21 protein-coding genes and 2 tRNA genes are annotated in these 22,788 nt (G+C 65.7%); 10 read left to right on the top strand and 13 right to left on the bottom strand.

The genetic code is table 11. The features are described 5' to 3' along the window. Positions 1-12: 12 nt before the first annotated feature. From ACFWO3_RS18230 to pknB, 6 genes are read left to right on the top strand one after another with little or no spacing between them, the layout of a single operon-like run. Positions 13-480: an FHA domain-containing protein gene (locus ACFWO3_RS18230; protein WP_378580303.1), complete on the top strand. Its 468-nt coding sequence runs from the start codon at positions 13-15 to the stop codon at positions 478-480. Beyond that, on the top strand, positions 477-1,940 hold the full coding sequence (locus tag ACFWO3_RS18225) for a protein phosphatase 2C domain-containing protein (protein ID WP_378580301.1): 1,464 nt from the start codon (positions 477-479) through the stop codon (positions 1,938-1,940). Before ACFWO3_RS18230 ends, ACFWO3_RS18225 begins: the two co-directional genes overlap by 4 nt. Further along, complete coding sequence (locus ACFWO3_RS18220) at positions 1,940-3,394, top strand: FtsW/RodA/SpoVE family cell cycle protein (RefSeq protein WP_378580299.1); 1,455 nt, start codon at positions 1,940-1,942, stop codon at positions 3,392-3,394. The genes ACFWO3_RS18225 and ACFWO3_RS18220 overlap by 1 nt, the downstream gene beginning before the upstream one ends. After that, on the top strand, positions 3,391-4,878 hold the full coding sequence (locus ACFWO3_RS18215; RefSeq protein WP_378580298.1) for a peptidoglycan D,D-transpeptidase FtsI family protein: 1,488 nt from the start codon (positions 3,391-3,393) through the stop codon (positions 4,876-4,878). Before ACFWO3_RS18220 ends, ACFWO3_RS18215 begins: the two co-directional genes overlap by 4 nt. A 2-nt stretch (positions 4,879-4,880) precedes the next feature. Continuing rightward, positions 4,881-6,275: a serine/threonine-protein kinase gene (locus tag ACFWO3_RS18210; protein WP_378580296.1), complete on the top strand. Its 1,395-nt coding sequence runs from the start codon at positions 4,881-4,883 to the stop codon at positions 6,273-6,275. Next, a complete protein-coding gene (pknB, locus tag ACFWO3_RS18205; RefSeq protein WP_378580294.1) occupies positions 6,272-8,176 on the top strand; it encodes a Stk1 family PASTA domain-containing Ser/Thr kinase in 1,905 nt (634 codons plus the stop codon). Before ACFWO3_RS18210 ends, pknB begins: the two co-directional genes overlap by 4 nt. A gap of 18 nt (positions 8,177-8,194) precedes the next feature. Here the strand turns inward: pknB and ACFWO3_RS18200 are convergent, their stop codons facing one another. Together ACFWO3_RS18200 and ACFWO3_RS18195 are read right to left on the bottom strand one after the other, a co-directional pair. Continuing rightward, positions 8,195-8,848 carry an aminodeoxychorismate/anthranilate synthase component II gene (locus tag ACFWO3_RS18200; protein WP_378580292.1) on the bottom strand — a complete coding sequence of 218 codons (654 nt, stop codon included), beginning with the start codon at positions 8,846-8,848 and terminating at the stop codon, positions 8,195-8,197. A 22-nt stretch (positions 8,849-8,870) separates the two neighbouring features. Beyond that, positions 8,871-9,605, bottom strand: coding sequence for a DUF881 domain-containing protein (locus tag ACFWO3_RS18195; protein ID WP_378580290.1), 735 nt, complete (start codon positions 9,603-9,605; stop codon positions 8,871-8,873). A 105-nt stretch (positions 9,606-9,710) separates the two neighbouring features. Between ACFWO3_RS18195 and crgA the strand changes: the two genes are divergently transcribed. Then, a complete protein-coding gene (gene crgA / locus ACFWO3_RS18190; protein ID WP_378580351.1) occupies positions 9,711-9,974 on the top strand; it encodes a cell division protein CrgA in 264 nt (87 codons plus the stop codon). A gap of 69 nt (positions 9,975-10,043) precedes the next feature. Next, complete coding sequence (locus ACFWO3_RS18185; RefSeq protein WP_378580288.1) at positions 10,044-10,502, top strand: PH domain-containing protein; 459 nt, start codon at positions 10,044-10,046, stop codon at positions 10,500-10,502. Here the strand turns inward: ACFWO3_RS18185 and ACFWO3_RS18180 are convergent. Next, entirely contained in the window at positions 10,499-11,416 is a 918-nt protein-coding gene (locus tag ACFWO3_RS18180) for a rhomboid family intramembrane serine protease (RefSeq protein WP_378580286.1), read from the bottom strand. The two genes, ACFWO3_RS18185 and ACFWO3_RS18180, sit on opposite strands and share 4 nt — an antisense overlap. 36 nt (positions 11,417-11,452) lie before the next feature. Then, a complete protein-coding gene (locus tag ACFWO3_RS18175; RefSeq protein WP_378580284.1) occupies positions 11,453-11,980 on the bottom strand; it encodes a peptidylprolyl isomerase in 528 nt (175 codons plus the stop codon). 91 nt (positions 11,981-12,071) lie between these two features. On the opposite strand from ACFWO3_RS18175, the gene ACFWO3_RS18170 reads away from it, so the two are divergent. Together ACFWO3_RS18170 and ACFWO3_RS18165 are read left to right on the top strand one after the other, a co-directional pair. Then, positions 12,072-12,662 (top strand): hypothetical protein, encoded by a 591-nt coding sequence (locus ACFWO3_RS18170; protein ID WP_378580282.1) that lies wholly within the window; start codon positions 12,072-12,074, stop codon positions 12,660-12,662. A gap of 66 nt (positions 12,663-12,728) precedes the next feature. After that, positions 12,729-13,163, top strand: coding sequence for a hypothetical protein (locus ACFWO3_RS18165; protein WP_378580280.1), 435 nt, complete (start codon positions 12,729-12,731; stop codon positions 13,161-13,163). 45 nt (positions 13,164-13,208) lie between these two features. Here the strand turns inward: ACFWO3_RS18165 and ACFWO3_RS18160 are convergent. From ACFWO3_RS18160 to ACFWO3_RS18120, 9 genes are all read right to left on the bottom strand, one after another. Then, positions 13,209-13,281: transfer RNA gene (locus tag ACFWO3_RS18160), tRNA-Ala, on the bottom strand. 118 nt (positions 13,282-13,399) lie between these two features. Next, positions 13,400-13,473, bottom strand: a tRNA-Ile gene (locus ACFWO3_RS18155). 109 nt (positions 13,474-13,582) lie between these two features. Continuing rightward, complete coding sequence (locus ACFWO3_RS18150) at positions 13,583-14,866, bottom strand: DUF3566 domain-containing protein (protein ID WP_378580278.1); 1,284 nt, start codon at positions 14,864-14,866, stop codon at positions 13,583-13,585. Next, on the bottom strand, positions 14,867-17,389 hold the full coding sequence (gyrA, locus tag ACFWO3_RS18145; RefSeq protein ID WP_378580276.1) for a DNA gyrase subunit A: 2,523 nt from the start codon (positions 17,387-17,389) through the stop codon (positions 14,867-14,869). A 115-nt stretch (positions 17,390-17,504) separates the two neighbouring features. Further along, positions 17,505-18,332 carry an MHYT domain-containing protein gene (locus ACFWO3_RS18140; RefSeq protein WP_378580274.1) on the bottom strand — a complete coding sequence of 276 codons (828 nt, stop codon included), beginning with the start codon at positions 18,330-18,332 and terminating at the stop codon, positions 17,505-17,507. Positions 18,333-18,371: 39 nt separating this feature from the next. Further along, a complete protein-coding gene (locus ACFWO3_RS18135) occupies positions 18,372-18,956 on the bottom strand; it encodes an ATP/GTP-binding protein (protein WP_378580272.1) in 585 nt (194 codons plus the stop codon). Beyond that, positions 18,937-19,314: a DUF742 domain-containing protein gene (locus ACFWO3_RS18130; RefSeq protein ID WP_378580271.1), complete on the bottom strand. Its 378-nt coding sequence runs from the start codon at positions 19,312-19,314 to the stop codon at positions 18,937-18,939. The genes ACFWO3_RS18135 and ACFWO3_RS18130 overlap by 20 nt, the downstream gene beginning before the upstream one ends. Before the next feature lie 8 nt (positions 19,315-19,322). After that, positions 19,323-19,739: a roadblock/LC7 domain-containing protein gene (locus ACFWO3_RS18125; protein WP_378580269.1), complete on the bottom strand. Its 417-nt coding sequence runs from the start codon at positions 19,737-19,739 to the stop codon at positions 19,323-19,325. Further along, positions 19,736-22,666 (bottom strand): ATP-binding protein, encoded by a 2,931-nt coding sequence (locus tag ACFWO3_RS18120; protein ID WP_378580267.1) that lies wholly within the window; start codon positions 22,664-22,666, stop codon positions 19,736-19,738. The genes ACFWO3_RS18125 and ACFWO3_RS18120 overlap by 4 nt, the downstream gene beginning before the upstream one ends. Between the last annotated feature and the right edge of the window lie 122 nt (positions 22,667-22,788).

The raw sequence follows: 22,788 nt of genomic DNA, 5'->3' as shown, positions 1-22,788 counted from the left end.
GTGGACTGCTCGATGCAAGGCTTGATTCTGCAACTCACCAGGGCAGGGTTTCTGCTTCTGTTGTGGCTTTTCGTGTGGGCGGTCCTGCGCACCCTCCGCAACGACATCTACGCCGGATCGGGCGTTCGCGTTCCCGCATCGCGGTACTCCCGCGGAGGCGCCGTGCTGCCGTCCATGAGCAAGACGAAGTCCGCCAAATATCTGGTGGTCACGCAGGGCGGGCTTGCCGGCACCCGCATCACCCTGGGCACCCAGCCTGTGCTGATCGGCCGCGCCGACGATTCCACCCTCGTCCTCACCGACGACTACGCCTCCACCCGGCACGCCCGTCTGTCGCCCCGCGGCGCCGACTGGTACGTCGAAGACCTCGGCTCCACCAACGGCACCTATCTGGACCGGGCCAAGGTCACCACCTCTGTTCGTGTGCCGCTGGGTACCCCGGTACGAGTCGGCAAGACGGTAATCGAGTTGCGCCCGTGACCCTCGTTCTCCGCTACGCCGCCCGCAGTGACCGCGGCCTGGTCCGCACCAACAACGAAGACTCCGTGTATGCGGGTGCTCGCTTGCTGGCTCTGGCAGACGGCATGGGCGGCCACGCTGCCGGTGAGGTCGCCTCACAGCTCATGATCGCTGCCCTCGCCCACCTGGACGACGACGAGCCGGGCGAAGACCTGCTCGGCAAACTCGAAGCCGCCACCCGCGAGGGCAACGACACCATCGCCGAGCACGTCGAGGAAGACCCCGAACTCGACGGTATGGGCACCACCCTCACCGCGATCCTCTTCTCCGGCACCAAACTCGGCCTCGTCCACATCGGTGACTCCCGCGCCTACCTCCTGCGCGAGGACGCACTGGCCCAGATCACCCGGGACGACACGTTCGTCCAATCCCTCGTCGACGAAGGCCGAATCACCGCCGAACAGGCACACACCCACCCACAGCGATCGCTCATCATGCGGGCTCTCACCGGCAGCGAGATCGAGCCCACGCTCACCGTCCGCGAGGCCAGGGCCGGCGACCGCTACCTACTGTGCTCGGACGGACTGTCCGATGTGGTCAGCGACGAAACCATCGAGAACACGATGCGCGAAGGCTCCGAAGAGGAGTGCGCCGAGCGCCTCATCGAACTCGCCCTCCGCAGCGGCGGCCCGGACAACATCACCGTCGTCGTCGCCGACGTCATCGACCTCGACTACGGGCAGAGCCACCCCATCGTGGCGGGTGCAGCCGGGTCCGAGGACGAAGAGGACGCGCCCCCACCCAACACGGCAGCCGGGCGCGCTGCAGCAATGCGTCCGCCCCGCGCCACCCCGAAGCGAGTGGTCGCTCCGGCACCGGAAGAGCCCAAGAAGAAGCGCAGCAAGAAGATGTTCTTCTTCATCGCGCTCGGCCTGATCGTCGTCCTCGCGATCGCCGCCTTCGTCGGCCGCAACCTGGTGCGCAACAACTACTACGTCGCTGCCGACGGTGACCGCGTCACCGTGCTGCGCGGTATTCCCGGCTCCGTCCTGGGCTACTCCTTGCAGGAAGCGAACCTCGTCGGTTGCGTGTCCGACTCGGGCGCCCTCGACCTGGTCGCACCCGCCGACGTCCAACCCGATTGCAACGTGCTCGAGGTCGACGACATCCAGCCCACCGCACGCGAACAGGTTCGTGCGGGTCTTCCCTCGGGCAAACTCGACGACGTCCGCGGCCAGATGACCCGACTCGTCGAGAACGATCTGCTGCCCGTGTGCGAGGACGAGAGCAAGACCCCCAGCACACCGGAACCGACGCCCGGCCCGGCACCTGCTCCCGCACCGGCACCCGGCGCACCTCCTGCACCCGAGGCCCCTGCACCGGCTACCGAAAATCCGGCCCCGGCTGCCGAGAACCCCGAACGGACTGCGCCGACGACGCCCAAACAGATCCCTGGTCAGAACTGTAGGACGGCTGGCTGATGTCGGTGTCCACAGCTTCGCCCGGGGCCTCCTTCCCCAGCCCACCAGGAGGTTTCGCGCCGGCGCCCGTTCAGTCGAACCGCCGGAATGTCGAACTCTTCCTCATCGTCTGCGCCATCGTCATCACGACGGTGTCGCTGATCCTCGTCGAGGCCAGCCAGGAACAGAGCGTCACCTGGGATCTCGGCAAGTACGCACTGACCTACGCCGCCCTCTTCCTGGTGGCGCACCTCGCCGTCCGCAGGTTCGCGGCGTGGGCCGACCCGCTGCTGCTGCCCATCGTGGCGCTGCTCAACGGCCTCGGTCTCGTGCTGATCCACCGGCTCGATCTGGCGGACGAACAGTCCGCCGTCTACTTCGGGTTGCCCACACCGTCCCCGGACGCCAACCAGCAGGTGATGTGGACGACCCTCGCCATCGCAGGCTTCGTCACCGTCCTGATCTTCCTGCGCGACTACCGCCTCCTCGCACGTTTCAGCTACACGCTGGGCTTGGCCGGCCTGATTCTGCTGGTCATCCCGGCGATCCTGCCGTCATCGTTCTCCGAGGTGAACGGCGCCAAGATCTGGATTCGGCTCCCCGGCTTCAGCATTCAGCCCGGTGAGTTCGCGAAGATCCTGCTCATCATCTTCTTCGCGTCCGTGCTGGTCGCGAAGCGCGACCTGTTCACCACCGCAGGCAAGCACTTCTTCGGCATGGACCTGCCCCGCGCCCGAGACCTTGGTCCCATCATCGTGGCCTGGATGGTCTCGGTCGGCGTCCTGGTCTTCGAGAAGGACCTGGGCACCTCGCTGCTGCTCTTCACGACGGTGCTGGTGATGCTCTACATCGCCACCGAACGCGTCGGCTGGGTCCTCATCGGCACAGGGCTGCTGGCCCTCGGTTTCGTGTTCGCCTACAACCTGTTCGGCCACGTTCGTGTGCGCGTGAGCACCTGGCTCGATCCGCTGGGCGACTACAACAACACCGGGTACCAGATCTCGCAGTCCCTGTTCGGTCTCGCCACCGGCGGTATCGCAGGCACCGGTGTCGGCAGCGGTCGACCCGCTCAGGTCCCCTTCGCCAAAACCGACTTCATCGTCGCCACCATCGGCGAGGAACTCGGTCTCATCGGGCTCTCCGCAGTCCTGCTGCTGTTCCTGATCCTGGTGATCCGTGGACTGCGCACCGCCCTCGCCGTGCGTGACAGCTTCGGCAAACTCCTTGCTGCGGGCCTGTCGTTCACCATCGCCGTGCAGGTGTTCGTCGTGGTCGGCGGCGTCACCAAGCTGATCCCGCTCACCGGACTCACCACCCCGTTCATGTCATACGGCGGTTCTTCCCTGGTGGCCAACTACCTCCTGCTGGCGATCCTGATCAAGATCTCCGATTCCGGAAGGCGGCCGGCACAGCCGAAGAAGAAAGGCCCCGCACCGATCGCCGACGTGACCACCGAGATGTTGCCGCGCTTATGAACACACCACTGCGCCGCGTAGCCATCGCCGTCATGGTGATGGTGGTCGCCCTCCTCGCCAACGCCACCTACGTGCAGGTCATCAAAGCCGACGACCTGCGCGCAGACCCGCGCAACTCCCGGGTTCTCCTCGACGAATACTCCCGTCAGCGCGGACAGATCTCCGCCGGCGGCCAGGTCCTCGCCGCATCCGTGCCCACCGACGACCGCTACAAGTACCTGCGCTCGTACCCGGCCGGCCCGGCCGCACCGTCGAGCCCGCTGGCGTACTCGCCGGTCACCGGTTTCTACTCGATGCAGTACGGCAGCACCGGCCTGGAGCGTTCCGAGGACACCGTCCTCAACGGCTCCGACAACCGTCTGTTCGGCCGCCGCTTCTTCGACCTCGTGTCCGGACGTGATCCGCGCGGCGGCAACGTCGTCACCACCATCAACCCGATGATGCAGCAGGTCGCGTACGACGAACTCACCTCGAAGGGCTACACCGGTTCCGTCGTCGCCATCGAGCCGTCCACCGGCAACATCCTCACGATGGTCTCCACGCCTAGCTTCGATCCGAACGCCCTGGCAGGTCACGACGGCGCGGTGTCCACACAGGCGTGGGAGGCACTCAACGAGGATCCGTCCAAACCGCTCATCAACCGCGCCGTGTCCCAGACCTACCCGCCCGGTTCGACATTCAAGGTGGTCGACACCGCAGCCGCACTGGAAGCGGGAGTGACACCGGACGATCAGTTCACCGCTGCCCCGCAGATCACCCTGCCCGACACCTCGACCACCCTCGAGAACTACAACGGCAGCACCTGCGGCGACGCCCCCACCGCGTCGTTGCGTGAAGCGTTCGCACGCTCCTGCAACACCGCGTTCGTCGAAATGGGCATCAAGGTGGGCGGCGACGCGCTGCAGAACCAATCCAACGCATTCGGCATCGGAGCCGACAACCCCGGCGTCCCGTTCCCGGTCGCGGACAGCACCATCGGGTCGATCCCCGACGACGCAGCCCTCGGCCAGACCAGCATCGGCCAGCGCGACGTCGCGCTCACCCCGCTGCAGAACGCCATCATCGCGGCAACTGTCGCAAACGGTGGCGTCCGGATGGAACCGCAGCTGGTGTCGCAACTCCAGGGCCCGGACCTGTCCAATCTCGATACGACCGACCCGATCTCGGCCGGGCAGGCCATGTCGCCCGAGGTGGCGGCCACCCTGACCGATCTGATGATCGGATCGGAGAACAACACGAGCGGCGAGGGCAAGATCCCCGGCGTCCAGATCGCATCCAAGACCGGCACGGCCGAGCACGGAACCGATCCACGCAACACGCCGCCACACGCTTGGTATATCGGCTTTGCACCCGCCCAGAAGCCGACAGTCGCGATCGCCGTCATCGTCGAGGACGGCGGAGACCGAGCATTGGCCGCAACCGGCGGCTCCGTGGCGGCACCGATCGGACGCGCTGTCATCGCAGCCGGATTACAAGGGGGCTGACTGTGGCACTGAACAACGGCGCACTCATCGCACATCGTTACCGTCTGAACCGGCTCATCGCCACGGGCGGAATGGGTCAGGTCTGGGAGGCGACGGACAGTCGTCTCAACCGGCGCGTCGCCGTGAAGGTTCTCAAGTCGGAGTTCTCGTCCGATCCCGAATTCCTCGAGCGATTCCGTTTCGAGGCCCGCACCACCGCCCAGCTCAACCACCCGGGCATCGCAGGCATCTACGACTACGGCGAGATCCAGGACAACACCGGCGATTCGCTGGCCTACCTGATCATGGAGCTCGTCAACGGCGAGCCTCTCAACGCCGTACTGTCCCGCGTCGGACGGCTCGCGGTTCCGCACGCCCTCGACATGCTCGAGCAGACCGGACGGGCCCTGCAGGAAGCGCACGACGCGGGTGTCGTGCACCGGGACGTCAAACCCGGCAACATTCTGATCACCCCCACTGGACAGGTGAAGATCACCGACTTCGGCATCGCGAAGGCGGTGGAGAACTCGCCCGTCACGCGCACCGGAATGGTGATGGGCACCGCCCAGTACATCGCGCCGGAGCAGGCTCTGGGCGAGGACGCCACCGCTGCAAGCGACGTGTATTCGCTCGGTGTCGTGGGCTACGAGGCACTGTCGGGACGGCGGCCGTTCGTCGGCGAGGGCGCACTGACCGTCGCGATGAAGCACGTGCGTGAGACGCCTGCCCCGATGCCGGCCGACCTCCCGGTCAACATCCGCGAACTCATCGACATCACGATGTCCAAGGACCCGGTCACCCGCTACTCCAACGGCCACGAGTTCGCCGATGCGGTCTCCGCAGTGCGCGCAGGCCGTCGCCCACCTCCACCCGGAACCGGAACCGGAAGTGGACCTGCCACGGCGCGGGTTCTTCCCCCGATGGGTGCCGGAGCAACTCAGAGGATGCCGACGTCCCAGACCTCCTATTCGGGTCCGACCACCGGTTACGCCGGTGCGGCCGGTGCGGCGCCGTTGGATCCGGAGCCAGAGGACGAGAAGAAGGGTCTGACCAGCGGGCAGAAAGCGATGGCCTGGGGTGCGGGTGGCCTGCTCGCCCTGGCCGCGCTGATCGCGTTGGTGATGATCTTCTTCAACACCGGCGGCGACGACAAACCCACGGCCCCACCGCCGCTCAGTACGTCGCTGCGCACCATCACGACCACGCAGCCACCGGTCACCACCACTCGTGAGACGACTCAGGAACCGACGACCACCGAGCCGACGACCACCGAGCCGACCACTACGACCGAAGAACCGACGACCACGACGACCGAACCCACCACCACGACCGAACCGACCACGACCACCACTGAGCCGACGACCACCGAAGAGACGACCACCGAAGTGGAAACGACGACTCAGCAAGGACAGCCATGACGACACCGCGCAACCTCTCCTCACGCTACGAGCTGGGTGAGATTCTCGGCTTCGGCGGCATGTCCGAGGTCCACCTGGCCCGCGACGTCCGGCTCAGCCGCGACGTCGCGATCAAGGTGCTGCGAGCAGACCTCGCGCGCGATCCCACGTTCTATCTGCGTTTCCGCCGGGAAGCGCAGAACGCGGCTGCGCTGAACCATCCTGCGATCGTGGCGGTCTACGACACCGGTGAGGCCGAGACGGATGCGGGCCCGCTGCCCTACATCGTCATGGAGTACGTCGACGGCGACACCCTTCGCGACATCGTTCGCAGCAAGGGTCCGTTGGCGCCGCGTGAGGCCATGGAAGTCATTTCCGACGTGTGCGCGGCGTTGGACTTCAGCCACCGCAACGGCATCGTCCACCGTGACGTGAAGCCGGCGAACGTGATGATCAACCGGGCCGGTGCGGTCAAGGTGATGGACTTCGGTATCGCCCGTGCGATCTCGGATGCCTCCAGCCCGATGACACAGACCGCGGCCGTGATCGGCACGGCCCAGTACCTGTCGCCGGAGCAGGCGCGCGGCGAGCAGGTCGATGCCCGCTCGGACGTGTACTCGCTCGGCTGCGTGCTGTTCGAGGTTCTCACCGGGGAGCCGCCGTTCAAGGGCGACTCACCGGTTGCTGTTGCGTACCAGCATGTTCGGGAAGATCCTCAGACCCCGTCCGAACTCAATCCGGAAATTCCGCGCGAGCTCGACTCGGTCATCCTCAAGGCGATGAGCAAGAACCCGGCCAACCGCTACCAGAGCGCCGCGGACATGCGCAGCGACCTGGTGCGAGTGCTCGGTGGTCAGCGCCCGAGCGCGCCGATGGTGATGAACGACGAGGACCGGACCACGTTCCTCGGTGCGGTCGAGTCCGGACACAGCGCTCCGCGCAAGGCATCACCGGCCGCTTCGCCTGCTCCCACCGACGACGACTCGGGGAACCGTAAACCCCTCAAGATCGCGCTGATCGCCATCGCGTCCATCGTTGCGGTGGGCATCGTCGGCGCGTTCCTGTGGTCGTTGACGGGCGGTTCCAAGGAGAACGTCGCGATTCCGGATGTCACGGGGCAGAGCGCCGAAGAGGCGATCACGACGCTGCAGAATGCCGGGCTACGCGTCTCGCGGCAGGACAAACCCGATCCCGTCGTCGGGGTCGGGAACGTGATCACGACCAGGCCGGTCGCCGGTTCACAGGTGAGCGGTCAGAGCACCGTGACCCTCGAAGTGTCCACCGGCCCCGAGGAAGTGAAGATTCCCCGGTTGGCGGGCCTGAGCCGCCAGGAAGCGCAGCAAGAACTCGCATCGGTCGGACTGCGCCTCGACAACGAGGTGGCACGAGCACCCTCGACCGTGGCCGAGGTCGACAGGGTCGTCGCCCAGGAACCGTCCTCGGGTACGAGCATCGCGGTCGATGCCGCGGTGACGGTCACCCTGGGCACCGGCCCCGAGCAGATTCGTGTCCCGGACGTCACCGGGCAGACCGCGCAGGTCGCCAAGGCGAACATCGAGGGCGCCGGATTCAAGGTCGACGAGCAGCAGATCGACTCCGGTCAGGCTGCGGGCGAGGTCGTGTCGACCAGTCCCGCAGGTGGCTCCACGGCAGCCAAGGGCGACACCGTCGTGATCCGGGTGTCCAACGGCAACAACGTTTCGATGCCCGATCTGACGAACCAGACGGTCTCGCAGGCACTGTCCGCGCTGCGGGCGGTCGGTTGGTCGGGGTCGTCCTCGTCGATCACCCAGAACAAGACGTCCACCTTGGATCCCGAGATGGTCGGCAAGATCATCAGTCAGCAGCAGCCGCCCGGCTCCGAGATCGAGAAGAACGCGACCATTTCGGTCAACATAGGAACCTTGGGAATCCCACGCTGATCCGGTAGCCGAAGTGGCTCAGGCTCCCAGAGCCTGGGCCATTTCTGCTTCCAGGGTGGCAACGAGGCCCTCGGCGGGCGCCTGTCCGCACACGCCCAGCCAGTTCGCGAGCATCCGGTGGCCGCCCTGCGTCAGCACGGACTCGGGGTGGAACTGGACGCCGTGGATGGGCAGTTCGCGGTGACGCATCGCCATCACGATTCCGGTGTCCGTGCCGCCGGTGACCTCGAGTTCGTCGGGGATCGTCTCCGGCAGCACGGTCAGCGAGTGGTAACGGGTGGCGGTGAACGGATCGGGCAGACCGGCCAGCACGCCTTCGCCGCTGTGGTGGACGATGCTCGTCTTTCCGTGCAGCAGTTCGGGAGCCCGGTCGACGGTCGCTCCGAAGGCGGCCCCGATCGCCTGGTGCCCCAGGCACACACCCAGCAACGGCGTGCGGGCCTTTGCACATGCCGTCACCAGATCCATCGTGGCACCCGCGCGTTGCGGAGTACCCGGGCCGGGGCTCAGGAGGATGCCGTCGAACTCGGCTGCCGCCGCTGCGATGGCCTCGGGTCCGGAGACTCCAGGATCGTCGTTACGCCACACCACGGCCTCGGTTCCGAGCTGACCCAAGTACTGGACCAGGTTGAACACGAAGCTGTCGTAATTGTCGACGACCAGAATCCTCATGGTTCGAGGGTATGCCGTCCGCTCAGCCGCCCGTGTACCCGGGGATGCTCACGTCCGGCGATGTGGCCTGCGAATACCCGAGGCCGAAGCGAGTCGCGTACTGCTTGAAGACCCGAATTCCCGGCTCGTTCGCCAACGTGGCCTCGAGCCGCGCAGGATCGCCGATCGCCGACACCACGTACGGCGGACTGTAGGTGCGACCGTGCAGGAGCAGGGTGTTTCCGATGCACCGCGGCGCCGACGTGTTGACGATGCGCTGATCCTGCATGCTCATCGCCTCGGCGCCGCCTGCCCACAGAGCGTTGAGGACGCTCTGCACGTCCTGCTGGTGGACCACCAGGTCGTCCGGGGTGGCGTCGACCGGGTACTTCCCGTCCACGCCGCGCGGTGCGTCGGTGAGCGTGACGGTGACCCCCGGTCCGGTCACGGGTGTGAGCCCGGCGTCGTCGGCGAGCGCGTCCGTCTGTTCCAACGCCTGCGCGACTCCCGAGTCGGATGCGGCCGCTTGTTTCTGCACGGTCTCGACCTGAGCCGAGAGATCGTCACGGGTGGCGGCGACCTCGTCGACCTTCTTCTGCGCATTGCGCACCAGGTCGGACAAGCGCGTGGAGTCGCCGGCACGCAACTCCAGGCCGTGCGAGACCTCGCGGGTGGTGGAGATCAGCAGACCGGCAACCAGACAGACCACGAGCACGAGAATGCGCCAGAACGTCGGCCTGCTCGGTCGCTTCCCAGACACTCGCTTCCTGCCTCCCATGCACCTCTGCACTACCGGTGTCCTGCGCTGTTAGCGTGTACTAGGACGCAGGTGTTTCGAATGTACCTGCACACACTCTTGTACAGCCGCACGAGCGAGGACGTCATGCCCAAGTCGAAGGTCCGTAAGAAGGCCGATTACACGATCAGCCCTGCAATCCGCGCCCAGGGCAAGGTGAAGGCCGGCCCGTCGAGCCCGTTGTACGTCTCCGTGATGTTGGGCTTCATGCTCCTGGGCCTGATCTGGCTCATCGTGTACTACCTGGCAGCCGATCAACTGCAGTGGATGAACGATCTCGGCGCCTACAACTTCCTCATCGGATTCGGCTTCATGGTCGTCGGCCTCATCATGACGATGAAGTGGCGATGAACCCAGCAATTACACAGTTGTCATTCATCCCCACTGTGCACAGAGCCTGTGGATAACTCCGGCGGATCGATGTCCGAACAGGGAAGAATCGAGTGGGCGACGCCGTGGAGTGTCATCGGAGCCCTCGCGATCGGCGGGCTGGCGCTGTTCGGGGCATCGTTCCTCGTGTCCACCGAGCCGGCGGGCCGCGTCCTCGTGACGGTCGCGGCGGTGGTGATGCTGGCATCGGCCGCTTCGGGCGCGGTGCAACGCCCCCGCCTCGCCGCACACACCGAGGGAGCCGAACGAGGGATCACCGTCCGCAAGCTCACCGGGCAACGCTCGTACCCGCAGTCCGCGATCACCCGCGTGCGGCTGGTGCGGTACCCGCGGCTCGGTAGACGTGTCCCGATGCTCGAGATCGACGCGAGCGAGCCGGACGGCGGCGAGCGCCTACTGATATTCGGGCGATGGGACCTCGGCACCAGCCCACAGGACGTGTTCGATGCGTTCGCCGCACACGGGCTGGTTCCCGCCGAGAAGAACTAGAGCCCGTACATCTGCCGTATCTGCACGATGCGCAGCACGATGACTCCCAGCGTGATCACCACGGCGGCTGCCACAGTGGCCCAGCCGATCCGAACCGCCTTCTCACGGTTGTTGCCGGCACCCAGCCATTGGGGCGCGTAGAGCAGACCCGTGGCCGCAGCAGCACCGGCGAGAAGTCCGCCGAGGTGACCCCAGAACGAGATTCCGGGAATCGACACGCTGATGATCACATTGATGACGATGATGGAGATGATCGGCGCCGGACTCCGTCGCAGGCGCAGCAGGATGATCGCTTCTGCGCCCATCAGTCCGAACACGGCACCGGACGCGCCAGCGGTCAACGCGTCGATCTGGAAGGCCATGACCGCGGCCGAACCACCCAGCAGCGACACCACGTAAACGGCGATGTAGCGGGACCGCCCGAGGATCAGTTCGACGTCGCGGCCGATGATGTAGAGCGCGAACATGTTGACGGCCAGGTGAACGATGCCGAAGTGCAGGAATCCACTACCGACGAGGCGTTCGACGTCGCCGTCGGCCACCGCGGGTGGAAAGAGTGCCCAGGCACGAAACAGGCTCGAACCGAGCTCGTTACGCATGATGCTGCCGGACTGTGCGGCAGTGGCGAAGAAGACGACGATGTTGACCGCCATCAGGATGTACGTCACCAGCGGCTTCGGCTGCTGCGTCACCTTGTTGCCTGCGACGCCACGGACGGCGCGCTGATTCTTGCTCGCCTGCGCCACACAGTCCACGCACTGATAACCGACGGCCGCCTCGCGGAGGCAGTCCGGGCACGCCGGCTTGCCGCATCGGTTGCAGGACAGGGCGGTAGGTCGATCCGGGTGGCGAACGCACCGCAGCTGGGGCGGAGAGCCCTCGTTCGCAGCTCCACCCCAGCCGGGGTTCGTCATACGGTTTCGTCCCTCTCAGGCAATTCGCTTACGTCTTCAGGAAATGGAGACGCTGTTGATCACGACCGGCTCGACCGGGCGGTCGCTACGGTCGACGGGGGTCGAGGAAATGGCGTCGACGACTTTCTTCGACTCCGCATCGACGACCTCACCGAAAATGGTGTGGCGGCGGTTGAGGTGCGGGGTGGCACCGGTGGTGATGAAGAACTGCGATCCGTTGGTGCCCGGGCCGGCGTTGGCCATTGCCAGCAGGTACGCGCGGTCGAACTGCAACTCCGGGTGGAACTCGTCGGCGAACTGGTAGCCCGGACCACCGGCGCCGGTGCCCGTCGGGTCGCCGCCCTGGATCATGAAGCCGTCGATGACGCGGTGGAAGATCGCGCCATCGTAGAACGGGCCCGAGTCGGTACCACCGGCGTTGGCCGTCGTGTAGGCCTTGGTGCCGTCCGCGAGACCGGTGAAGTTCTCCACTGTCTTCGGCGCGTGGTTGCCGAAGAGGGCGATCTCGATGTCGCCGCGGTTGGTGTGGAGCGTTGCGGTTGCTGTCTGATTGGGTGAAGTCACACCACCATGTTGCCACGCGATATCTCGAACACGTCTGCGCGGGGAGTCCGGATTTCCTGGCACCCGGCACGCACTGTGACAAGCTGAGGGCATGACACGCACGACTGAGACCCTCACAGCACCGTCAGTCTCGATTCCCGAGCCGCTACTGCGGGCGAAGGACTCGGAGAAGGTCGACGAAGCGGTCCGGATCGCCCGCTCGGGAGCGCTCACCGTGGGCCGCAACCTCGGCCGCGCCGGGTCGTTTCTAGGCCGTCAGGGCATCGAATTGGCACGCAAGGGTGCCGAACGTGCCCAGCACGTTCCCGTGCCGCAGGTGCAGGCCGTAGCCGAGAAGATTCTCCCCGAGCCCGAACCGAAGCCGAAGCGCACGGGCCGGAAGATTCTGATCGCGCTGGGGATCGGTGCAGTGGCCGTCGGCGGCGTCGTGTTCTACAAGAGCCGGCACCGCGAGCAGCCGCCCGTTGCCCCGGCACCGCCGGCGCTGCAGCAGGAGAAGCCGAAGCCGGCACCGACGCCTGCACCCACAGCAGCGTCCGCGCCTTCCGCCGAGCCTGCACCCAAGCCGGCCCCGAAGCCGACCGCCAAGCCCAAGCCGAGCACCCCTTCGGCGACGAAGAACCCCCCGGCGGGCAACAACGGAAAGCACGCCGCGAACGAGAACTCCACTCCCCCCGAGTGATCGCCGGGTCTATCGGCAACCTCCTCGCAGAGAATATGATGTAGATCACTGCTGTAGGAGGTTGCCATGACCGCTCTACGAACCGTCGGCCGCTGTGTCGCCTTGGCTGCACCGGTTGCCGCCGCCCTTGTTCTCGCAGCTCCTGCAACCGCCGCGCCGCATCCCTTCGGCGGTCCAGCCGTCACAGTCGGCTGCCCGAATCAGGGCAGTCTGATGTCCATCACCGGAATGACGGGCGACACGGTGGCGCCCGGGGTCATCAGATTCGACTCGTTCCCAGGTGCGTTCCCCATTCCGGCAGCCGCGCAGGTCACCGTCGCATGGGTGAACACCAACACCGGCCAGTCCGGAATCACCGATCTCCACGGCGTCTATCCGAACCTGACGGCAACGGTGAACACCGGGGTCGGCTACGTCATGGCCACCGGATTCGGATCGATCAACTGGGGCAGCAGCCCGATCTGCCAGTCCAACCCGGCGATCGGCACCTTCTACGCCTGACGAGAAAGGGCGCCTCCCGGTTTCCCGGAAGGCGCCCTTCTTCTGTGGAGCCTAGGAGATTCGAACTCCTGACATCTGCCTTGCAAAGGCAGCGCTCTACCAACTGAGCTAAGGCCCCGTTACCTCGTGCCAGACCTCGTTGCGACCGAGCAACTTGGTCAATCCGAAGGCTACCAACACTCCGGCTCCCACTGCGAGGAGCACCTTCATGTTCGTACCTTCCTGTGCACTTGGAGTGGGCCTAGGAGGACTTGAACCTCCGACCTCTTCGTTATCAGCGAAGCGCTCTAACCGCCTGAGCTATAGGCCCTCGAGTGCGGAAACAAGACGCGTTTCGCACGTCTCGAACCGAGTGGGAAGATTACCCCACCGGACCGGCGGATACCAAAACAGGTCCGGTGGGACAGCCTTTTCCCTGCTCAGTCCCGATCTGCGAGGGTCACTTCGAGACCCCCGACCAAATCGGAACACATGTTGTAGATGAACGACCCGATGGTGGCCAATGCCGTCATCAGGACCATGTTCACGAGTCCGATGATGGCCGCGTAGCCGAACACCTGGCCTGCCGTCACGAGTCCCTCGGAACCCGATTCGGACACGATGTCGGTGAAGGCGTTGTTCAGTCGATCCCACACGCCCATACCGTCCAGGACGATGTAGAGCAGACCGACCGCGACCATCCACACGAAGAACAGCGACACCGAGATGATCGAGGAAATCTTCAGCATCGACCACGGGTCGATCTTGCGGAGCTGAACGGTCGCGCGCAGCGCCTCACCCTCGGCAACCCGCTGCGGCACGGCCGTAGCCGCCACCTTCGCCTGCTGGCCCGTCGTGGACGCCTGTGCGGCGGGCAACGGGTGCTTCGCCTCGGACAGGTCGGGCATGTCCTTCGGAAGGGTCTTGCGGTCGATGTGACGGGTGGGCCCGTCGATCGCCGCTGCCTTCGCCTTCGCCGCCTCGCGCTGCTCGGCCGGCTTGGGCTGGCCGGGGGCGGGGGGTGCACTCTTCTGCGGAGGAGCAACCCGCTGGGGGCCGGCCTTCGCTGCGCTGCCAGCCTGCGGAGGCGTCGGCCGAGGCGTCGCCGCCTTCGCTGACTGACCCTGCGCGGAACCGGGCGGTGCAGGCTTCTGCCCGGCTGCGGGAGCCTGCTTCTGAGCGCCCGTCTGGCCCGCACCCGACTTCGGCGGCTCGGGCCGCTTCAAGTTCGTCTGCGGCTCACGCTGCGGGCCTGCCGGGGGCGTCTTGGCGGCCGGGGCCGTACCAGTACCCGACCCCGCCGGCTTCTGCGGCGCCTGACCACTCTGCGGCGCCTGTGCGGCCTGGCCACTCTGGGAGCCCTGACCTGCCGCACCACGCTGCCAAGGCGGAGCCTGCGTGCCCCGAACATTCTGCCCCGAGGCCTCCGCCGGACGCGGGGACGCCGGACGCTGCGGACTCGAACCGGTGGGTGCCTGCTCGGCGCCCTTGCGCGGCGGCTCCGGCGGACGAGCCGCCGGCGACTGCTGCGTCGGTGTGCCCGACTGTCGCGGCGGCAGAGGCGGCAACGGAGGACGCCCCGAAGGCGTCTGCTCCGACGGACGCTGCGACCCCGAATCGGCGTCGGGGCGTGTTGTCTGTCCCGGCCGCTGCGGCGGTGGCGTGGAAGAAGCAGACGGAGTCTGCGGCTTCTCGTCCTTGCCGGGCTGGTTGGGAGTGCTCACTCAGGACTCCTTGGCTCCGTTGTCGGCGCTGTTGGCATTGTCGGCGACTTCTTCCGGTTCGTCGGCGTTACGTGCGATCGCGAGGAGGTTGTCGCCCTCGCCGAGGTTCATCAACCGAACACCCTTCGTCTGCCGACCCGCCTTACGTACCTGCTTGGCTGCGGTGCGAATGACACCGCCGCCCGAGGTGATCGCGTACAGCTCGTCGTCGTCGTCGACGATGAGCGCTCCGACAAGGGTGCCACGTTTCTTGTCGTACTGAATGGTCAGCACGCCCTTTCCACCGCGTCCCTGAGGCATGTAGTCCTCGATCGGGGTGCGCTTGGAGTAGCCACCCGACGTCGCCACCAGCAGGTAGGTGCCGTCACGGACCACGTTCAGCGACAGGAGGACGTCCTCCTCGTTGAAACGCATGCCCTGCACACCGGAGGTGGCGCGACCCATCGGACGCAGCACTTCGTCGGTGGCGGAGAAGCGAATCGACTGCCCCTTGGCCGAGACGAGAAGCAGGTCGTCGTCCGAGGAGCACAGCACAGCACCGACCAGTTCGTCCTCGCCGCGCAGGTTGATCGCGACGATGCCACCCGAACGATTCGAATCGAAGTCGGTGAGCCGGGACTTCTTGACCAGACCGTTCTGGGTCGCCAGCACCAGGTACGGGGCATCCTCGTACGTCTTGATGCGAATGACGCTCTGAATCCGCTCGTCCGGCTGGAAGGCCAACAGGTTCGCCACGTGCTGGCCGCGGGCGGTGCGGTTGGTCTCGGGCAGCTCGTAGGCCTTGACCCGGTACACGCGGCCCTTGGTCGTGAAGAACAGCAGCCAGTCGTGGGTGGACGTCACGAAGAAGTGCCGAACGATGTCGTCCTGCTTGAGGCTCGCGCCCTGCACGCCCTTGCCGCCACGCTTCTGCGAGCGGTATAGGTCCGTACGGGTGCGCTTGGCGTAACCCGTCTCGGTGATCGTGACGACGACGTCCTCACGTGCGATCAGATCCTCGTCGCTCACGTCGCCGTCGGCACCGATGATCTTGCTGCGGCGCTCGTCTCCGTACTTCTCGACGATTTCCTTCAGCTCGTCCCGCACGATGGTGCGCTGACGCTCCGGCCGATCGAGAATGTCCTTCAGATCTGCGATCTCACGCTCGATCTCGGCCAACTCGTCGACGATCTTCTGACGTTCCAGAGCAGCGAGGCGCCGCAGCTGCATCGCCAGAATCGCGTCGGCCTGAATCTCGTCGACCTCGAGGAGCTCGATGAGTCCGTCGCGCGCGATGTCCACGGTCCGAGACGCACGGATCAAGGCGATGACCTCGTCCAGAGCATCGAGCGCCTTCACCAGACCACGCAGGATGTGAGCGCGCTCCTCCGCCTTGCGGAGCAGGTACTCGGTGCGCCTGCGAATTACCTCGATCTGGTGGAGAACGTAATACCGGATCATCTGATCGAGGCGAAGAGTGCGAGGCACCCCGTCCACGATCGAGAGCATGTTGGCACCGAAGCTGGTCTGCAGTTGCGTGTGTTTGTAAAGGTTGTTGAGCACCACCTTCGCAACCGCGTCTCGCTTCACGGTGACGACGATGCGCATACCCGCGCGGTCCGAGGACTCGTCGTGGATGTCGGAGATACCCGCGATCTTCCCGTCGCCGACCTGCTCGGCAATGGAGGTGATCAGGTTGTCCGGGTTGACCTGGTACGGCAGCTCGGTGATGACAATCGTGGTGCGCCCCTTGGCATCTTCCTCGATTTCCACCACACCGCGCATACGGACCGAGCCGCGGCCGGTGGTGTACGCGTCGTGAATTCCCTGCCCGCCCACGATGAGTCCGGCCGTAGGGAAGTCCGGGCCCTTCACGCGTTCCATGCACGCGGCGAGGGTGGTCTCCTCGTCCGCGTCGAAGTGTTCGAGCGCCCAGTAGACGGCTTCGGCGACCTCACCGAGGTTGTGCGGCGGGATGTTCGTCGCCATACCGACCGCGATACCGCCCGAACCGTTGATCAACAGGTTGGGGACACGGCTGGGGAGAACCGTCGGTTCCTGCGAGCGGCCGTCGTAGTTGGACTGGAAATCGACTGTCTCGTGGTCGATCTCGCGAAGCATTTCCATCGCGAGCGGCGTGAGACGGCACTCGGTGTAACGCATGGCGGCCGCACCGTCGTTGCCGCGGGAGCCGAAGTTTCCCTGTCCGTCGACGAGCGGATAGCGCAACGACCACGGCTGTGCCATACGCACGAGAGTGTCGTAGATCGAGGAGTCGCCGTGCGGGTGGTAGTTGCCCATCGTCTCGGCGACCGGACGCGCAGACTTCACGTAGCCACGGTCGGGGCGGTAACCGTTGTCGTACATCGCGTACAGGACGCGACGGTGCACCGGCTTGAGACCGTCGCGAACGTCGGGCAGGGCACGGCCCACGATCACGCTCATCGCGTAATCGATGTAGCTGTTCTGCATCTCCTGCTGAATGTCGACGGGCTCGATGCGATCGTGTCCCGGACCCTCCGGAGGCAACGTTGTGTCTGTCATGAGCTCCTTCTTCTACTCGGCTAGACGACTCCCCGGACAACGAAGCCTCGTGGAACGTCGCGCAACCACCCGAGTCTATAGGTGCAGGTCAGCTGACAGCGCGAAGGACTCGGGTCTATCGGCGTTCGAACTCACGATCGGCCGACTCGGCAGCGAGGGTGTCGGCTTCGAGATCGAGTTCTGCGGCGACCCGGTCGGGTGCCATGAGGAGCGCCGTGATCGGAATGGTGAGGACCAGCAGGCCCACCACGAACACCGGGAACAGGATCGAGAACACCTCGACGCCCTGAGGCTGCGCGCTCGCCGGATCGACCGACACCTCGAGTGCGTACACGGCGATGTAGTGGGAAGCGACCAGCGCGCCTGCGGCGACGACCGCCGTGATCAGGCGCAGTGGCCTGGCATCGACTGCCTGCACGGTCCAAAGCACGAGCGCCGCCGCAAACAGGCTCACGACCGCGGACGCAGCGATCATCGCGATGTCGAATTCGACGTCGCCCTGAATCTGCACACCCGAGACGATGGCGAGGTTCATCGCCGTGGCGCCGACGGTGAGGATCGCGGCGCCCACCAGCAGACGCCCGAGCTCGATGGACCGCGGCGGAGTGCGGTGCCGGTTCTGCGCCGGGCTCACCGCGAACAACGCGGCGAATCCGGAAGCGATGGCGACCACGATCGAGACCCCGACCCAGACGAGGTCGTAACGAATCGGGCTGCCCTCGATCGCGAGGCCCACCATGCCGATGATCTGCGGAAGCCACAGACCGATACCGCCGATGGACAGCGCACCCCACGCCAACCACGACGCGCGGTGACGTGAGCCGTGAACGGTGACCGATTTGCGTGCGCTCGCGACCCCGACGAACAAGCCGGCGAAAGATGTTGCGACAGCGAGCGCGAGAATCCACGAACCCATCGAGAATTGATCAAGGTGGTCAGTCAACGTTCACATTCCTCTGCAGTGCCGAGCGGTAGGTGGATATCAGTACGCGGGAGTCTGCAGTTTCCGCAGCGCGTACTCGGTGATCGCCACCAGTGCCTGCTTCGCGGATTCACGCTCGCGGGCGTCGATCGGAATGATCGGCACCTCGGCGGAGATGGCGAGAGCAGCACGAATGTCCTCGACGGGGTAGCGCGGGGCGTCGTCGAACTCGTTGATCGCCACGAGGAACGGCAATTGCCGAGCTTCGAAGAAATCCACCGCAGCGAAGCTCTCGTCGAGTCGTCGGGTGTCGATGAGAACGATCGCGCCGATGGCCCCCTTGATGAGGTCGTCCCACATGAACCAGAACCGATGCTGGCCCGGGGTACCGAAGAGGTACAGGACCAGATCCTCGGCAAGACTGATTCGCCCGAAGTCCATGGCAACCGTGGTGGTCGCCTTCTCCGGGGTCGAATTCAGATTGTCGACACCATCGCTGGCGTTGGTGACCAGCGCCTCGGTGCGCAGGGGCACGATCTCGGAGACGGCCCCCACCAGCGTGGTCTTGCCCACGCCGAATCCACCTGCAATCACGATCTTCGTGGAGGTGACCCGGTTCTGGGAGTCAGATTTCGCGTAGTCCACTGAGGACCCTTTCGATAAGTTCACGACGTTCGGAGTCTGTCGAGTCTTCCTTCAGCGTCGCCAGAATCTGGAGATGGCCGGATTCGACCAGGTCTGCGACCAGGACACGCGCCACACCGAGAGGCATCCCGACACGGGCTGCAATCTCGGCTACGGACGGCGATTCCTTGCACAAAGCCACAATGGCCGCGTTCACGTCGTCGAGTTCCCACTCACGATCGGCCGAATGAGGAAGTGCTTGAATCAGCGCCTCGAGCGCGAGTTCGACTGCCGGTCGTGTACGCCCGGACGTGAGGGCGTACGGCCGAACGATGTTCGGACCGGAAGACGATTCGTAGTTCTGGTCATCCATGGGCATGGCTCAGGTCATGTTCCCTGCGGAGTGCGGGCCTTGGCCTGCACAGACGCTCCGACACGGTCGACCAGTATCGCCATCTCGTAGCCGACCTGTCCGATGTCGCATTCCGAGTTGGTGAGGGTCGCGAGATGCGAACCGTCGCCGACACTCATGAGCAGCAGGTAACCGTGCTGCATCTCGACCACCGACTGCAGGACCCCGCCGCCCTCGAACAGCCGGGAAACGCCTGCGGAAAGACTGGCAAGCCCCGAGGTGACGGCAGCGAGCTGCTCGGCACGGTCGAGGGGCAGGTGCGCGCTGGCGGCCATGAGCAGACCGTCGGCGGACACGAGGACGGCGTGAGTCACGCCCGGAACGTCACCCGCGAAGTTGGCCACCAACCAGTCGAGTGGCCTCGTGGTGTCGGATCCATGAGGTGTGTTCATCGGTCTCCTTCGATGCTGTTTCGCTCGGCCACCCGCGTGGCTCTGCCGTTCCGGACGCCCTGCTGGTGCCTACTCAGGTTGGCGCGAATTGTCTCAGGGTCGCGGACCCGACGCAGCGTCCCCGTATTGTGTGCACCTTCCACCGTGCCCGGCACCAGACGGTCGCCGGGGCGACGTTTCGGCAATCCGATCTCGGGGTCGACTTCGACCGGTGCCGAGGCCACGCGCTCAGCGGCGGACCACCCCTTGTCGGCGGCCGATTCCCAGACACCGGGGGCGCCGTCCTCGCCGGTCGGGTCGGTCAGCCAGTCCGACACCATGTCGGCGAAGATCGGCGTTCCGCCACCCTCACCGTTCGGGGCCGGCGGCGGGTCGATCCTCGACTGGAAGAACGAAGCCGTCTTGGCAGGGTTCGTGCGGTAGCGGTGACGCACCGGGGAAGCGCCGTTGTTGTCGGATTCCGGAGCCGGTGTCGGTGGACGCGGCGGCGCCGGACGCCTGGTCGGCAAAGGCGGCTGCTCGGGATCGGACTGGGCCGAAGGTGCCGAGGGCTGTTCCCGCGGCTGCTCCGTCGGAACCGCCTCTGCAGGTGCACGGCGGGTCGGCAACTTGGGCATCGGGCGGGGACCGTCCGAGCCGTTGACCGGCGAGACCGACGGAGTTGCCGCACTGCCGTCGGCGATACCACTCGCGCCGGGTCGACGCTTGGGAAGACCCGCCGTCGTGGTCGACGGAACCTGCTGACCGGCTTGCTCCGTCCGTTCCGGTGCGTTCTGCGCAGGCGCATTCTGACCCTGTTCCGGAGCTACCGCCCTGCGCTGCGGCAACGACGGGGTGCCATTCGGCACCGCTTCCCTTCGCTGCGGCAGCGCACGCGACTGGTCCCCGGAGCGGTCGGTCTGGGGCGACGGATTCACCGGACGTACCGGAGCCTGCTGCACCGAGTGCGCCTGCTGAACGGGCTCGGCCGTCTGAGCGGGCTGCGCCGTGTCGGGTCGCGGGCTCGGGATCGCGCGCTGTGCTCCCGAATCGAGCTGTCCGCGACCGCCGGAGCCGGTGATTATCAACGAGCTCGGAATATGAATACTGACGGTCACACCGGGGTTTCGGGCGGTGTCGAACGTCGAACGCATACGCACGGTGAGGCCGTGTCGATCCGCGAGGCGCGAGACGACGAACAGACCCATGTGACGTGCGGTGTCGGGGCCGACCTCGCCGCCGGTGGACAAACGCTGGTTGATGGCGTCCATCTCGTTGGGCGGAATACCGATACCGCGGTCGGCGATCTCGAGGAGGACGCCGCCGTCGACGGCACGGGCGAAGCTGAAGTTCACGTGGCTGTCCGGCGGAGATGCCCGAAGTGCGTTGTCGACGAGCTCGGCAAGCAGGTGGACGACGTCCGTGACGATCGCGCCACTCAGCGAACCGTCCGGAGTGGCACCCATCTGCACGCGCTGGTAGTCCTCCACCTCGGACATCGCGGCACGCAGAACGTCACCGAGCGCAATGGGCCGGCTTTGACCACGACGGACCCGGGTACCGGCGAGAATCAGCAGGTTCTCGCCGTTTCGGCGCATACGCGCTGCCAGGTGGTCGAGGCGGAACAGACTCTCGAGTCTCTTCGGGTCCTTCTCCTCGAACTCGAGGTGCTCGATGAGGCCGAGTTGCTGGTCGATGAGCGATTTGCTTCGACGGGCCAGCGTCTCGAACATGTCGTTGATCTGCAGACGAAGGTGCGCCTGCTCGCCGGCAAGCTTGAGGGCTTGGCCGTGGATGTCGTCGATGGCTCGCGCTAGCTGACCGATCTCTTCTCGGCTGTGCACCTCGACCGGGGTGAACGTCACGTCTGCTGCGTCGTCTGTCGACTTGATCTTGTCGATGGCATCCGGCAGGTCGCGCCGGGCCACCTGGAGTGCACCGAAGCGAAGTCGCCGGACCGGGCCGATCAGCGAACGAGCGACGAGGAGGGCCAGAACGAGGGCAGCAAGCAGCGTGCCGAGAACGATCGCGGTATCACGCAGAGCGGCCGAGCGGGTTTCGGCAGCTCGCGTGTCGACCGTGTTGACAATGTCCGCCGAGGCGGTCCCGATCACATCGGTGTACACCTCGAGGCTCTCGAGAAGGGAAGTACGAAGCTGCAGAATGGGCAGCGGCTTACCTTCTGCCTCCAGGTCCCTGACGCCCTGTTCCACGAGTGCCGTGCGTTTCGCCGTGCCGTCGCGCAATTGCTGAATCTGCGTGTTGTCATCGGGGAATGACCGCGCGAGCACGTCGATGAGTGCGAGTTCGGCGCCCGCGGCCGTGATGACACCCGTCGTCGGTGTCCTGAAGTCCTCCCTGATCTGAATCATGACGACGGATTGATCGAAGATTCGACGCTGCGCTGCCCACGCATCGACGAGCAGGCTGTACTTGTTGAGAACGTCACGGTCGTCGATCGGCGCCACAATGTTGTCGGCGATCACGCTGAGACTGTTCGAGAAGTCGCGCTGCCGTTCAGCGAGAACTTCGATCGGAGCGCTGCCGGGTGCGCCGGTGGTCATTCCTTCGAGTGCATGACCGTCCGCGAGCGCCTGATCGAGACTCTGTGCGATCTCCGGAGGTAGATCGGGATTGCGGGCGGCCTCTGCGACTTGGTCGAACTGCTTGGCCAGGTTCTCACGGTCGTTCGGGGTCAGGGTGCCCGAAGCGTGACTACCGACCACGGTGCCCAACGCACCCTCGAGACTGACCATCGACGGCACGCTCGAGACCTGCTCGGCAGCTGTCGTGAAGTGCACCGCGTCGTTGAGCTCGTTCTGAACCCGCAAACCACCGAGCACCATTGCGACGGTGACGGGCACTGCGAGTACGGCAGTCACCTTCCATCGCAGGCCCCAGCCTTCGATATCCCAGAGCTTTGTCCGGGGCGGCGAATCGTCGCTCATCTCTGCTCTCTTTCAAACCCGTCGTATCTTCGTGCGTCCTTCGACCACTCCCCCGACTTCGGTGAACGCACTTCCCGAGGGGCTCAGCTTCATTGCTGCGCGACCGCATGTTTGTCAATGTG

The sequence above is a fragment of the Rhodococcus sp. NPDC058521 genome, from assembly GCF_042719695.1.
Lineage (GTDB): Bacteria > Actinomycetota > Actinomycetes > Mycobacteriales > Mycobacteriaceae > Rhodococcus_F.
Note: the sequence above shows the minus strand (reverse complement) of the source record. Positions and strands in the feature narration are given on the sequence as shown.